This is a genomic window from Novosphingobium sp. Leaf2, assembly GCF_001421325.1.
GTDB lineage: Bacteria > Pseudomonadota > Alphaproteobacteria > Sphingomonadales > Sphingomonadaceae > Novosphingobium.
On the sequence record NZ_LMJY01000017.1, the window covers coordinates 124,514 to 138,178 of the forward strand.

Below are 13,665 nucleotides of genomic sequence, written 5' to 3' on the forward strand. Positions count from 1 at the left end.
TTTTATGCGCCGCGCCGATTCTCGGCGATGCCATGGTAGAGATAATGGCGGAACGGATCCTGTCCGGAGGTGACGACATCGGGATATCGAGCGACGTACGCCGCACTGTCAAAAAGTCCGCGCCGGAGCAATCTGGCATCCCGTTTGCGGCGTTGCCATGATCGCGGCATGAAGCGCCACCACCATTTGCCGCGCTCCAGCAGAAAGCTGCCTGCTTCTCTCAGCCAGCGGTTTTGATCCTCAAGCTTCGCGATCTGATCCTGGGCATGTGCAACCATGTCCGCCAACTGCGCAAGATCGTGGTAGCATTCGTCCAGCCGCGATAACGTGGATGGGCTGTCCGGAGCCTGGACTGCGATGTCGCGCCTTGCCGCCGGCGCGGTGCCCTGCAGCGTATTCATCGAGCCGGGGAACGGCTGAGCGACCGACAGCGCAACAGGGAAGCGGTGCGCTGAATCTCATTGCATATAAACGGGCGCATTGAAGCCGGTCAGCCTTTCGCGGGTGTCATCAAACATCATCCCTTTACGGCAGCCGCTATCGCAAAGTCCATCGCCTTGATCCACTCTCGTCGCATTCCACCGCGCGCGGGCAGCGACAGGCCTTGGCGAAACTTGCCAGCCGTGCCCGATGCTTGCACATGCGTGCGCCGGCTGTCATTGAGGATTCTATCGTGCGCACAGCCCTGATGGATATCGTTGCGAAACGCCTATTTGTCATGGATGGCCATCGTCGGGACGTATTTTGCAGGCGGGCGATAATGTGCGGCCAGAAAAGTTGAGTTGGTATCCTTTTGATACGCCTATCGCCCCTCTCTATTCGGAAATTGCATCATGAAAAGTGAACATGAACGGCTGGCGGCTGTCATAATCGAAGAGGGCATTTTCGACGCCAAGTTCTATCAAGAGCAGGTTCCTGACGTTGCAGGGCTCTCCGTTAAGGAACTTGCCTGTCATTACCTGGAGGTTGGCGAAAGCGAAGGTCTCGCTCCGAGCGCCATTTTTGATCCGGCGTACTATCTCGAAAAGAATCCCGATCTGACAGACGTCCCTAGCCCCGCGGTTCACTATGCCATGCACGGCAGGGAAGAGGGGCGGCCCAGCAGTCTGGCGCAGTTGCTGTTTGCCGAGGAACTCGACAGCGCGGCCGTTGAGGAAGGCCTCATACCGGCCCCCGAAGTGGAGCGGAGCGACCCCGATTATTTCAGGCAGCTTGCTAAATCGGTTCGCGTTATCGACCGGGATCTGCGATTTTTTTCCCGTGAGTTTTACCGCTCGAGTCATCCGGACATCGGCCAAAGCATGGATCCGATCGTTCACTATCTTCGTCATGGTCGCCATGAAGGGCGGTCCACCAACGTCACGCTTTCTGCCGGAATTCATACGGATGAAGCGGCAATCGATCCCGACTTGCCATACGTTGTAGTGGGGGTGCACGAATCATCGAAGACCGGGGCGCCGATCGTCGGTCTCGATCTCGCGCGGGAGCTCGCGCAAACCTATAACGTTATTTTCGTGACTTTGCGCGACGGACCGCTTGTGGAGATTGCCAGAGGCCTGTTTCCGGTCGTCATGGTGGCCAGTCAAAACAAAGCCGACAACACCATGTTTCTCGATTATATCGCAGAGCGGTATGACGTGAAAGATGCGTTTTTTTCCAGCGGATGCTGTGGTGCGTTCTTGTATCCGATGTCGGCCGGAAAATACCGAATAACCTGCCTTATTCATGAGTTTCTTGAGTATATGCTGCCCGATCATCACGCAGTTCTAGCGTGCGATCTTTTGGTTTTTTCTTCAAAAGAACTGCTGAAATCCTGGCAATACATGCTGGACAGCTATAACCGAGACCCGGATACGGTCATGGTCCTCCCCCAACCGGCGTCTGCGACCAATTCTAGGCGCATGTCCAAAGCGGAGGCTCGCAAGGCTGTTGCCGATGCTGCCGGTCTCGACATTGACGACGATACGACGCTGGTGCTGGGCGCGGGGCAGGTCCAGATCCGCAAGGGGACCGATATTTTCCTGCAGATCGGCAGCCAATTGAAGCGCGAAGCCGGGAAGTTCGTGTCGGTCTGGATCGGCGAGCAGATCAGCGAACTTGAACTGTCCTTCGGTGTCTACTTCCACGTCCAGATTGATCGTTGCCGAGACGAAAATGGTGTTTGTCCGGTGCATTTCGAGCCAGCCGGGCCGCTGTACCCCATTCTCATGGATGCGGCCGATGTATTTCTGGTGACATCGCGCCTGGACCCACTGCCAAACGTAGCCTTGGATGCTGCGGCACGGGACATGCCCGTCATTGCGTTTGCGGGGGCTACCGGTCTGGCTGACATCGCCGAGCAGGGCGAGATGAACCTGATCGAGGTCGAAATGGGCGCTGTCGATGAAGTGATCGCCGCGATCAAGGCTAACACCGCCCAGCCGGCTGCAGGCAAGCGATTTGCAGTCAGCGGCGCTTCAATGTCGTCGGGCGAGGGGGCCGATCGCCAAGGGTCACGGCAGCGCCATCATGTGGATACGGGCGTGGCATGAGCATGCCAGGATCTTGCGCAATCATCGGTGGCGGCCTGATCGCGACTGCCGGCGCTTTGACTTTGGACAAGCGCGGCTACGGCGTGACCGTTGTCACGCGCGCGCCACCTCCGCAGGGTGGGGATGGCATCGCGTGGAACTACGGTGACGTAACCAGCCCCGCAGCCTATCAGGCGATGACCGACGCGGAGTGTGTGATCTACGCGGCAGGCACGCTCAGCCCTGCCACTAAACTCGATACTGTGTCAGGCGCTGTGGCCGACGAGATTCTACCGGTTCTGAAGCTAGCGGAAGGGGCCGCTGCCGCAGGGGTCCGCACGTTCGTCTTTGTGTCGTCGGGCGGCACCGTCTACGGACCGGATGCCCCGATTCCCACCAAGGAGACGGTAAGAACCGCGCCGATCAACATATACGGCACCATAAAGGCGCTGACCGAACAGGCGCTGATGGAGATCGGGCGCAAGTTCGGTATTTCGATCGTGGTGCTGCGTGTGTCCAATCCCTACGGCCCAGGCCAGAGTGGAACCCGGCGGATGGGTTTCATCGCGGCGGCGATCAAGGCTGCGGCAGCGCAGGAGCCGATCGTGATTTGGGGTGACGGCAGCGCGACGCGGGACTTTGTGTTTCTGGAAGACGTGGGCGCCGCGATTGCCGCTTCGGCAAACTATCGCGGCGAAAGCGTCATTCTGAACATCGGTTCGGGTCAGGAGTACTCGCTGATCGACGTGTGCGATATAGTTTCGCGAAATAGCCGCCATGCGCTGCAAGTGCATTTCGACGCAGGTCGTGCCTTCGACGTTCCCAGAAGTTGTCTCGACATTTCTCGCGCCGCCCAAATTCTGGGGTGGTCCCCTCACGTCGGTGTCGAGGAAGGCATCATCCGAACCATCGGGCAGGTCCCCTGAGTAATGCCTGAGGTTGCCTTTGCCATGTGATCAGAGGGTTTGGTAGATTGCCAAACCCTCGTCTACGTTATCGTACTCGGTTAACAGACCGTCCTGCAAAACGGCGGACTTGTTGCAGAATTCTTTGATGGAATCCATGCTGTGCGATGCCAGCAGTATCGCTCGGTCCTTTCGCCGTTCGAAAAGCTCGTAGTGGCATTTCTCCTGAAAGTTCTTGTCGCCGACTAGAATGACCTCGTCGATGAGATAGCAGTCGAACTCGATCGCCAGAGACAGCGCGAACGCAAGCCGGGCCCGCATGCCGGAGGAATAAGTCTTCACCGGCATGCGTAGCTGCCGTCCCAACTCCGTGAAATCCTCCACGAACTGGCGCATCTCCGAATAATCTTTGCCGTAGATGCGCGCGATGAAACGGGCATTGTCATACCCGGTAAGGCTGCCCTGAAAGCCACCATTGAAGCCCAGCGGCCAGGAACAGGTCATCTCCCGATGCACTTTTCCTGAGGTGGGCATTTCCACCCCGCCGATCAGTTTGATCATGGTGGATTTGCCCGCCCCGTTTCGCCCGAGCAGGCCGATACGATCGCCAGGGGCGATGGAGAGGTTCACACCTTTTAAAACCCGTTTCTCGGTATGACCGACCCGGTAGTTCTTTTTAAGATTGATACACGAGATCATTCGACCACCAATGTGCGGCGAACGCGCCGGCAAAGTGCAAGCCCGATTACCGCCAGAACTGCGGATGCGCCGAGCGGAACCCAGATGTTATAATATGGCCGTACTGCATCTCCGAAGAGACCGTATCGCATCATCTCCATGCCGTTCACGAATGGTGACCACAGCACAACATCGCGTGCCGCAGGCGCCAGCCAGGACACCATGTTGAACGTACCGGACAACGGGATCGCGATGTAGACCGTGACCGGCATGAGCTTTTCAAGCACTTCGGACATTTCCGAAAGCGGTGCGATAACAAGGCACAGCGAAAAAACGAACAGCATGTAGAGGGACCAACCGGCTAGAAAAAAGCCGATGTGCGCGGGCACGGGAAACAGATCGAAAGCGATCAGAAGCGTACCCACAAAAAGGTAGGCCATCATGCCGCCGACCATTTCAATCAAGAAGCGCACCAAGATGAAATCCAGCACGCGTACTTGCCGGTGATAGAGAAGCGCCCCGTTCACAAGGAAGATACTGACAATCCGACCGAAGGAATTGCGCATTACCGTAAGCGGTATGTAGCCGCTGGCGACGAAGGCGATGACGCCCACCCCGTGCTCCTGCTCGCCGATCATGATGCTGTACATCGTGCCGACCAGCACGGCGAAAAGCATCGGCTCGGCCATAATCCACAGAAAGCCGATATTCTCGCGACCGAACCTGGTGGTCAGTTCGCGGATCATCAAGGCGACGATGACCCGCTGCTGAATCCGCCAGGCCTGCAAAGCCTTCTTCACCGGCTGCATCAGTCTTCCGGCGCGTGTTCGAGGATTCCGACGATCAGCATCCAGCCGATCAGATACAGGGCCAGGGCGGCCCCCGCGACAGTAAGAATGTTGAGCAAACGCTTGGGGAACATGGCCATGTCCGGGCGGTCCGGTTCGACGACGCGCTCAAGATAATACTGTTGCTTCACGGCTTCCGTGCGCGCCTGCTCAAGCGTAGCGCTGGCAGTCGTCAGCATTTGCGTGGCGAACTCCTGGTCGACCTGCAAGCTCTCATACTGGGTCAGCTTGGAAGCCAGGCCGTTGTCGGTTCCCACCGCGCGGCTGTTCTGCGCGGCGATCTGGGCGCCGATGGCGTCGATCCGGCTGCGCAGCGCGGGAATGGCAGGATTTCGCGGTGCCGCTCTGACAGTGGCTTCCAGTTGCGCGCGCAGGGCAGCCTGTTCGCTCACCAGCTTGTTCGAAACCTCCAGGACCCCCTTTGCTTCCTCGGTAGGATCCATGACATCGCTTGCGTTGCGATACTCGCGCAGAGATAGCCGCGCAGCCCGAACGCGCGCCTGCGCATCACGCACCCGTTTTTCCGCTTCTGCGATCGCCTTGGTCTGAAAGCGGGCATTGAGACGATTTACCAGGTCTTCGCTAAGTTCCAGCAGGCGCAGGTTGAGCTTCTGCGCGTCGGTGGGCGTGAAAGCTTTGACTGTCAGAACTGCCGAATTGGTATCGTGGTCAATACGTACACCGACCATATTCTTGTAGTATTTGTAAAGACGTTCAAACCGGTCTTCGCCAAAAATCCCAGGATATCGACTGATGATATCCGCATCAGGGTCAGCAAATATATTCCTGACATTGACCTTTTTCTCAAGATCCTGCAGCGCATCCCGCGACTCAATGTAGTCCATGACTTCATTGGTCTGATCCTGCCCGCCCGACATTCCGGACGATTGAATGAGGTTGGCGATACTGGGCATCTGCATCTGCTTTTGGGCAGGTGCCTTGATCACGAAACGGGATTCCGACTGATAGATGTCCGAAGCGATCAGTCCATTGTAGATCGTGGCGAGTAGCACTGGTACGATGACAAAGATAATGAACCAGCGACGACGATGGATGATCCGGGCGAGCGAACTGCCACGCCGGGGGGTATCCGCGGCGGTGTGGGGGCTGCTCAAAAGGTCAATGTTTTCCAACAGATTGGGTGTTCCGTAGCCATTTTCGTGGCCTGTTTATGGGGAATGCCGATGCGGCACAAGGTCTGCGCTCAGGATTGACGCGCCGTCCGTAAAATTGAATCTGTACCCCGACCAGTCAGGATTTCTCCGGAAATTGCGTGATCTCACCCTGCAGGCGCTGAAGCGTTGATCCTGGGTCCGTTTAGGAAGTTCTCCATGCCGAAGCAAGTCTGCCGGATGCCGTCGCTCGCCGTAGCCCTCCTCTCGTTGTCATTTGCCCCGATCGCTCTGGCGCAAGACGTCGATTTGAATGAGGGCGCGACACAAGCGGCCTGTCCCGCGCTCCCGGTGGGAAGCCGGCTCGCGGGGCTGGTCGACATCGCACCGGATGGGACCGGAACGACCGCGCAGGCGCGTGAGTGTATCGCGCTGAAGGGCAACCGAAGGGCTGCACAGGTTGCCAGGGCCATCGAGGTCAGTGACGGGGCCCGTGGTCCCGCGTCGGGGCCTGGCATCGCTACAGCGGCAAGTGCCAGCTACGCGTTGTCGCTGGTCAATACGCGCCCCGATTGGAGGCACTCCGATCTTGCCGGAGAAAGCGACGGGCTGAGCATCTTCGTACGGCAAGGCAAAGGCGACACGGCCGCCATGCTGTCAAATGTGGGCGTGCGTCATGGCTTTGCCGCAACACTGGAGTCCTACACATTTTCTGCCGACGCCGAAGGCAGGCCGATCCGTGCGGTGCGCACGCAGCTTGGCGTCGTGAACCCCCGTGATGGCGGAGAGTTCGGCCTGCTCGTTCAAGCATCCGAGGGGCAGCGGCTTACCGCGGGCCTGCGTATTGCCAGCCTCGGCACCGCAAACTGGGCGAACTATCTCGAAGCAATCAGCCCTGCCGGCGAAACGGTGGCCGCTGTTCGTGGCAGCGACGGGGCATTCGTTGGCGGAGATCTGCTTCCGACGTCAGACCTTGGCAAGAATGTCGGTTCCCCTGCCAAGCGGTATGCCGCCACTTACACGCAGGTTTTGCAGCTTGCGGAGACCACATTCTCCAGCTTGCCCGCGTGCGGTGGCGGAGCAGGTGCCGGGACCCTTGCGTTCGTCTCCGATGCCGAAAAGGCGGTTACCGCCTGGGGCCAGGCTATCCGTGCGGGCGGTGGTCGCAACAAGACATTTGTGAAATGCAACGGCTTTGGCTGGACCGCATTTTAGCTTTCGGGCTGATGCTTGTCGCGCAGGGTGCGCCACAGCCGTTTCCAAGGCGTGGTATCCTCAGCTTTGTAAGCTGCAAACTGTGCGGCCAACGCTTGATGCTGATCGGCGGCGCTTGAAAGCGCACGCGTGCGACTGGCAATTTCGTCGTTCAAACGCAGAATTTCCGCTTCCAGTCGCTCGGTATCGGATTGCCTGGCAAGGTTCTGTTTGGCCGCCTCACTCAAGGCCGCATCGCGCGTGGTCACCTCGTCTTTCAGGCGTTTCACCTCGCTACGCAAGATGTCGGCCTCGGCATCGCGCTCACTGGCGGTTTGGAAAGCACGTTCCAGCTTGGCACCTTGCGTCGCGATGGTCGCTTCGTGGTCGATCGCCAGCGCGCGCTGAGCGTCAGCGTCCATACGGGCAGCTTCCGCCGCCGTGATGGACTGCGCCAAATCTGCATCGCGCGCAGCAATCACGCGATCAAGCTCCTCTACCCTACGCTTCAGAGCTTCAATTTCGCGCGTAAGGATAGCAGCGCCATCTGCGGCCTGTGCCAAAGCAGCGTCCTTTTCGCGAAGCTCATTCTCGGCTTGCGACGCGTGGGTCGAGAGCGCCCGCAACTCTGTACGCGTTTCTTCTACCTCCCGCTGCAGCGCCTCTGCCTGCGATGTTCGTGCGGACAGCAGATCATTTACCTGGTCCAGTTCATGTTGCAGTGCCCCGTTGCGCGCTTCGATGCCAGCATGTGCCTGCTGCGCCTGCTCTTGCGCACTGGTCCGCAGCCACTCGACATGCCGCAAATGCTCGTGCGCTTGCTCAAGGCTCCTGCGAAGCTGGGCCGCTTCGCCGGGTGCTCCGCGGTTTGCTTCCACCGAGAAGGCTGGACCAAGAGCGAGACTGACCTGATCGAACCGGGTGCGGATCTGGTCTAGCTTGCGGTGATCGGCGACATCTTCGCTACCGCGCGCCCAACGGACCATTATCTCAAACGTGTCGGACACCCAGACGGAGGCGTCATAGCCGACGTCGTCGCTTTCCGCTCGGGGATAGCCAGCGATTTCCGCGTCGACCTTTTTCCGGGGATCCAGGAATGCGTCCACCTCAGCGGCCGACATTGCGGTTCGACGTGGAAAAACGACATCGAAATGGTCAGCCGCGCGCTGGATGATGGCCTTCCAATCGTGCAGAAGCTGTGCATATGTCGTGAACAGTCGCGCCCGGCCACGCGTTGCGATCTCCGCATCGAGCACGTAGCGCAACCACAGCAATTTACCCGTCCACTCATAGGTGCCGTCACGTCGCAGCAGCGATGCCGCCACCTCGGATGGGTCGCGGACAGGCATGATAATGCTGGTATCCACATCATCGCTTGCCAGGATATCCAGCCACCACTTGGCGAGACGGCAGATGCGCGGGTCCTTGAGAACGAACAGGGGCGCGTCCTCAAACTCCTGGCGCACGAGGGCGCGGGCGCGATTGGCAAATCGCTCCGCTATCGGCGAGCGGTACCAATCGTCGTTGAAAGGCTGCCAGTCATCCCAGCTCGTTCCCGCAGACGACATCAATTCGTCATTGAAGGCCGATATTGCTTCGGACTCCCAGTGGCCGCTTTCGTTGCCCACGTTGGGGCCCATCAAAGTGGCCGGAAGAGCGCAGCCTTGGGTATTGAGCACGCGGGTGAGCGCACTCGTCCCGGAGCGATGCGCGCCCAGCACCAGGACGCAGGTGGCGCGGGTGTTATGCTTCAAAACGCGGTCCGACGAACGTTGCATACAGTTCCCGCATCGCTTTCGTGTTCAGGGATGACACCCGATCGCACGTACGCCAAACGGGAAGCATTCGGTTCCCTCAAGCGGTAGGAGTTGGGCGGGATACCTGTCAATCCGGTGTCTTGCGAAGTTCGCCTTTCTTCAGTTCGGGACGTCATCGTCAGCCCAGCAATCGGCGTGCCAGCTTTTTGGCGAACGAGGGTTTGCCAGGTCGGGCGATCGTCTCACCCAGATAGCGGTTGGGCCGTGGCAGCCCGTCGCTGATCGACCGCAGGTTGCGAAGGTCCAGACGGCCCAGCGCTTCGTCGGAAAAGGCCGGGGTGTAATAGATGCAATCGTCGAAGTAATAGTGCGTCACCTGCGACCAGCGGGTCAGCGTGGCGTCGATCTGGCGCGTGCCGCCGTGAAGCAGGTTCGCCGCCCAGATGAGCGCCTGACCCTTGCGCGCCAGGAATTGTTCCTCTGTGGCACCATAGGCTTCGCGCAGCGCGCGCCAGCCTTCGGCGAAGGGCTCTTGCGCGGAAGCCAGGGTGCTGCCGTGGCCGCGCCGTCCGATCGTAGCGTTATTCAGCATCGGCCAGCGATGCGATCCGGGTAGGTAGAACAACGGTCCGGCATCGGCGCCGATGTCCTCCATCGCCAGCCATACGCCGCACATGAACCGTTCGGGCAAGCTGGAGAAATGCACCATGTCGGTATGCGCCTCCTGCTGGGTGCCTACCGGAAAGTTGAGCGTCTGGAAGGGAAAGGCGCGCCGTCCGTACAGCTTGCCAAGGATGTCCAACATCGCCTGATTGGCGGCGATGGCGCGCACATCGTCATCGAATTTCCACGCGTCCTGAATGCGCCGCTCACCGATGGTCTTGTCGCTTTGCGGATCGGCGAAGTCGATGCCGGCATATCGGGGCGCCAGGTTGGCCTTGATCCGTTCCACCCGCGCGTCGATCTCCGGATCGGGGAAGTCGAGGACCGCATACCCCTTCTCATGCAAATCCGTGGCGATCCGCTCCTCTTCGGGCGTCAACCCCATCGCTGCGCGCTGCGCCGCGAACAGGGGAGATTCGACCAGAGGAATACCGGGAAAGGGGTTGGTCACGAAAACAGGGTATCCTTGGTTGCGCACGTAAGAGGTTTGCTGGCCCTACCGCGTCGGGCTGCGGGATAGAAGCGCGGGTTTCATCTAGCGGCCCAGAGCATGACGCAGGCGATCGGCGATCATACGCCGCGCTCGCCGCATGCCGCCGGAGCCGCGCATGGTATGGCGCAGGATCAGGCCGAAATCGTGGCGGATGCTGCCCAGTTCGTCCAGTTCGCCATACACCTGCCAGAACGCCCGCGGGCCCAAGGCGCGGGGCATGTTGAAAGCGCCGTGGTACCCAAAGCTGGTGGCCAAGTCGCCGGTGCGCTCGGTCGCGAAGGCATCTGCCAGATCGCGCGGTGCGAATCGCATTCCTTGTGCCTCCAGCCACGCGCGGTTGGTGCGTCCGATGGCCACGTCCTCCGGGTGGACCGGGATGAACTGCGGGTCCCGGCACAGCTCCATGAGCTGCCGGCTGCGGATCGAAAAGCCGCCGTTGCCCACGTCGTGGCCATCGTCGAATTGGGGCCAGCTTGCGCCGATATAGTCGTAGTCCAGGAACGCCGGATTCCACCGATCGGCGCGCAACAGATGGCCGTCCCACTGCGCGATCATGCAATGGGTGGAGACTACATGGCTGGCCAGCCGGGTCAGCAGGAAGTCGGAATAGGCCGCAGACGAACGCAAGGGCGCGATCGGCAGCACCCGGATGGACGGATGCAGGGGGCATACAACCGCGTCGGTAAACAGCAGCACCTCGGCGAAATCCACCTGCGCCACGCTGGCTTCCAGCGCGCGCACGGTGGCGGCCACGTTCACGGAGGTGACCGCGCATAGCGTCACCTGCGGCAGGGAAAGGCGTTGGGGCTGTATCATGGCACCGTCAAAGCTGAACGACGAAACGATCGCTGAACCTGTTCAGGTCGGGATGATGGAAGGGATCGACTATGGCGTCCGTTCCCCATCGGGTTTTCATCGCTTCCAGTTCGCCGGCCAGTCGCTCTGCGCCCACCGGATCGCGGTCGAACCCGCGTGACACGGATTCGTGATGGATCAGGACTGCGCGGGGTTCGTAAAATGATTGCCAACCGCGCGCGTTGAGACGCATGCACAAGTCCACATCGTTGAAGGCGACCGCGAAGTTGGCCTCGTCTAGGCCGCCTACTGCCATGAAGCGTTGACGCTGCACCACCAGGCAAGCGGCGGTTACGGCGGAGGTGAACTGGGGCAGGGCATGACGGTTAAAATAGCCCTGTGCATCCGGCCTCAACAGCCGATGGGCATGGGTCGCGCCGCCGCAAATGCCCAGGATTACCCCGGCATGCTGGATGCGTCCGTCCGGATAGAGCAGCTGCGCGCCCACCGCGCCGACATCCTCTCGCAACGCCTGGGTCGCCATGATGCCGAGCCAGTCTGGTGCCAGCACTTCGATGTCGTTGTTGAGCAGGCACAGCAACGCACCGCGCGCCAGCTGCGCGGCACGGTTGTTCAAGGTGGAGAAATTGAAGGGGCCGGGTGCCCGCAGCACGCGGTGGCGGCACGGGTCCAGCGCATCAAGGTACGCGAGCGTGTCGGGATCATCGCTGCCGTTGTCGACAACGATGACTTCGATGTCAGGGTAGTCGGTTCGCGCCACCCCTTCCAGACACTTGCGCAGCAGGTTCAGGCCGTTGCGGGTGGGCACGATTACACTGACCGGGGGCAAGGCGCCGCTGATCGCAAGTGCGTCGGGCAGACGCGGGCGTGGCCGCGTGCGGCGATGGTGCAAGACGTGGCGCACGTGCACCGGTTCAGCCTTTGCCGCTGCCACGGTTTGCGCCACCAACTGCGCCGCCCACCCAGATCCGGACGTATGCGACAGCTGGCTTTCCGAAACGTGCAGGATGCAGGCACCGGTCAGATAATCGTGATGGCGGAACAGTTCGGCATTCCAGTCCGGCTTGAAATGCGGCGCGCTGCGCCTGCCCGACAGGTCCATCAGGTCATCGTCCGCGTAAGCGATGGTGGCATGCCTGGCAGAGTCATGTGCGAGCGCATTCAGGTACGCGTCGCGTGTGCCGGGGGCGAGTCTATCTCCCGGCGCGATTGCCAACACCCAGGGATCGTCCTGCCAGGGGATGTGGCGGGCGGCTTCGGCGAGCGTCAACCCGTCCGGGCCGCCAATGACCAGCCCCACGATATTTTCGCACGAAAGACTTTGCAGCGTGCGGTCCACACCCTCTTGCCCGGCAGCGGTATCGATCAGCGCAACGATCGTCCCGGCAACGTGGGGCGTGCGCGCCACCGCCACCTCGCGCTCAAGCCACAATCCATAGGCGCGGGGCGACGCCGACAACAGCGGGGCAAAGCGGGCGCGGGCGCGTACGCGCTTTCCGCAGATCCGCCACCAGACGGCCACCAGATATGCGAGCGGCGCTATCCGGAACGCATCCAGATGAATGCGCATCTTCAGCCAGGCGCTTGCCGTGTGCCGGGATGGGGAACCGGTCTGCCGGGGCTCGATGTTGATCGCTCGCATCAAGACCGCGATAGCCGTTTGGCGGATGGGAACAAGACCCCCGCAAGCGATGCCACCCACGGCTGCGCGATAAAGTTGCGGCCGATCGACCAAAAGATCGGTGGCCATGCGAAGGGGAAAATGGTCCCTCACAGCGCTGGTCGATCCAGACACCTGCGCTACCGGGAGGCTCGCGTATGCATTATGCAACCTATTGTTTTCGATATCTATTTTAAGCGCGTGCCGATGCTGGTGCGGTACGGCCCTGCGGGGCCGCGCCGCCATTTTCCGGTCAAGGCGCGGGGGGACGTGCAAATGTTGCAACTTCGTCACACTTGGGAAGTATCTGCCCTCGCGCCCCTTGTGACGGAAACTTGGCAGACCCATTCTCGTTCTCGCTGAGAATGCAAATACTAGAGGACGTTATCAATGAATTTCAAAGCCCTCACTCTCGCGGCCGTCGCCGCGGTAGCGATCGCCACGCCCGCTCTGGCGCAGGACGCCGAGACGGAAGTCGCATCGAACGGAACTTCGTTCCGCGGTGTCCGCATCGAGGGTAACCTTGGCGGTGACCGTTTCATGTCGGAAGGCAACCACCACGACAAGTTCGGCTACGGTGGCACCGTCGGTTTCGACGGCACGATCGGTAGCCGTTTCGTGATCGGCGCCGAAGGTTCCTACTGGAACCCGAACAAGGGCAACGAAAACGTGACGGCGCTGGCTGATGGCAACACCATCGCGCACAAGTCGTTCGAAGAGTGGGGCGCCGCCGTGCGCGCCGGTGTCCTCGTGACCCCGCAGTTCCTGGTCTTCGGCAAGGCCGGCTACGTCAACGCCGAACAGCGCCGCGCGATCACCGGTCCGACCGGCGCGCTGCTGGTCTATGACCACTATCGTTCGGACGGCTACCAGGTCGGTGGCGGTGTTGAATACACCGTGATGCCTGCCATGCGCACGCCGATCTACGTGAACGCACAGTACGTGTATTCGGTGTACAACGGCAATTCGAGCCGCCAGCGCGTGATGGCGGGCGTGGGTATCCGCTTCAAGTAAGCGCAGCCCGGGCTT

The 13,665-nt window shown here is 60.5% G+C and carries 12 protein-coding genes; 4 read left to right on the top strand and 8 right to left on the bottom strand.

The features are described 5' to 3' along the window. Positions 1 to 2: 2 nt before the first annotated feature. Positions 3 to 401, bottom strand: a complete 399-nt coding sequence (locus ASE49_RS12195; RefSeq protein ID WP_056772714.1) for a hypothetical protein — start codon at positions 399 to 401, stop codon at positions 3 to 5. A gap of 432 nt (positions 402 to 833) precedes the next feature. Between ASE49_RS12195 and ASE49_RS12200 the strand changes: the two genes are divergently transcribed. Both ASE49_RS12200 and ASE49_RS12205 read left to right on the top strand, forming a co-directional pair. Next, the gene (locus ASE49_RS12200) at positions 834 to 2,531 is read left to right on the top strand and encodes a glycosyltransferase (protein WP_056772718.1); all 1,698 of its coding nucleotides are present in this window, start codon (positions 834 to 836) and stop codon (positions 2,529 to 2,531) included. Next, positions 2,528 to 3,436, top strand: a complete 909-nt coding sequence (locus ASE49_RS12205) for an NAD-dependent epimerase/dehydratase family protein (protein WP_082456451.1) — start codon at positions 2,528 to 2,530, stop codon at positions 3,434 to 3,436. The genes ASE49_RS12200 and ASE49_RS12205 overlap by 4 nt, the downstream gene beginning before the upstream one ends. A gap of 30 nt (positions 3,437 to 3,466) precedes the next feature. Here the strand turns inward: ASE49_RS12205 and ASE49_RS12210 are convergent, their stop codons facing one another. The 3 genes from ASE49_RS12210 to ASE49_RS12220 are packed head-to-tail and all read right to left on the bottom strand — an operon-like array spanning position 3,467 to position 6,074. Beyond that, positions 3,467 to 4,114: an ABC transporter ATP-binding protein gene (locus tag ASE49_RS12210; RefSeq protein ID WP_056772724.1), complete on the bottom strand. Its 648-nt coding sequence runs from the start codon at positions 4,112 to 4,114 to the stop codon at positions 3,467 to 3,469. Beyond that, positions 4,111 to 4,902 (bottom strand): ABC transporter permease, encoded by a 792-nt coding sequence (locus ASE49_RS12215; protein ID WP_056772727.1) that lies wholly within the window; start codon positions 4,900 to 4,902, stop codon positions 4,111 to 4,113. Before ASE49_RS12215 ends, ASE49_RS12210 begins: the two co-directional genes overlap by 4 nt. Next, complete coding sequence (locus ASE49_RS12220; protein ID WP_235522970.1) at positions 4,902 to 6,074, bottom strand: Wzz/FepE/Etk N-terminal domain-containing protein; 1,173 nt, start codon at positions 6,072 to 6,074, stop codon at positions 4,902 to 4,904. The genes ASE49_RS12215 and ASE49_RS12220 overlap by 1 nt, the downstream gene beginning before the upstream one ends. 198 nt (positions 6,075 to 6,272) lie before the next feature. Here ASE49_RS12220 and ASE49_RS12225 point away from each other — a divergent pair, with 198 nt between their 5' ends. Then, positions 6,273 to 7,268: a hypothetical protein gene (locus ASE49_RS12225; protein WP_156370292.1), complete on the top strand. Its 996-nt coding sequence runs from the start codon at positions 6,273 to 6,275 to the stop codon at positions 7,266 to 7,268. Here ASE49_RS12225 and ASE49_RS12230 read toward each other — a convergent pair. From ASE49_RS12230 to ASE49_RS12245, 4 genes are all read right to left on the bottom strand, one after another. Continuing rightward, positions 7,265 to 9,001: a hypothetical protein gene (locus ASE49_RS12230; protein ID WP_156370293.1), complete on the bottom strand. Its 1,737-nt coding sequence runs from the start codon at positions 8,999 to 9,001 to the stop codon at positions 7,265 to 7,267. The two genes, ASE49_RS12225 and ASE49_RS12230, sit on opposite strands and share 4 nt — an antisense overlap. Before the next feature lie 181 nt (positions 9,002 to 9,182). Then, positions 9,183 to 10,118, bottom strand: a complete 936-nt coding sequence (locus tag ASE49_RS12235) for a phytanoyl-CoA dioxygenase family protein (RefSeq protein ID WP_056772739.1) — start codon at positions 10,116 to 10,118, stop codon at positions 9,183 to 9,185. Positions 10,119 to 10,202: 84 nt separating this feature from the next. Then, positions 10,203 to 10,976, bottom strand: a complete 774-nt coding sequence (locus ASE49_RS12240) for a DUF5672 family protein (protein WP_056772742.1) — start codon at positions 10,974 to 10,976, stop codon at positions 10,203 to 10,205. 7 nt (positions 10,977 to 10,983) lie between these two features. Beyond that, positions 10,984 to 12,618 (bottom strand): glycosyltransferase family 2 protein, encoded by a 1,635-nt coding sequence (locus ASE49_RS12245; protein ID WP_082456466.1) that lies wholly within the window; start codon positions 12,616 to 12,618, stop codon positions 10,984 to 10,986. Between the two features lie 408 nt (positions 12,619 to 13,026). Between ASE49_RS12245 and ASE49_RS12250 the strand changes: the two genes are divergently transcribed. Beyond that, a complete protein-coding gene (locus tag ASE49_RS12250) occupies positions 13,027 to 13,650 on the top strand; it encodes an outer membrane protein (RefSeq protein WP_056772745.1) in 624 nt (207 codons plus the stop codon). Positions 13,651 to 13,665: the final 15 nt, after the last annotated feature.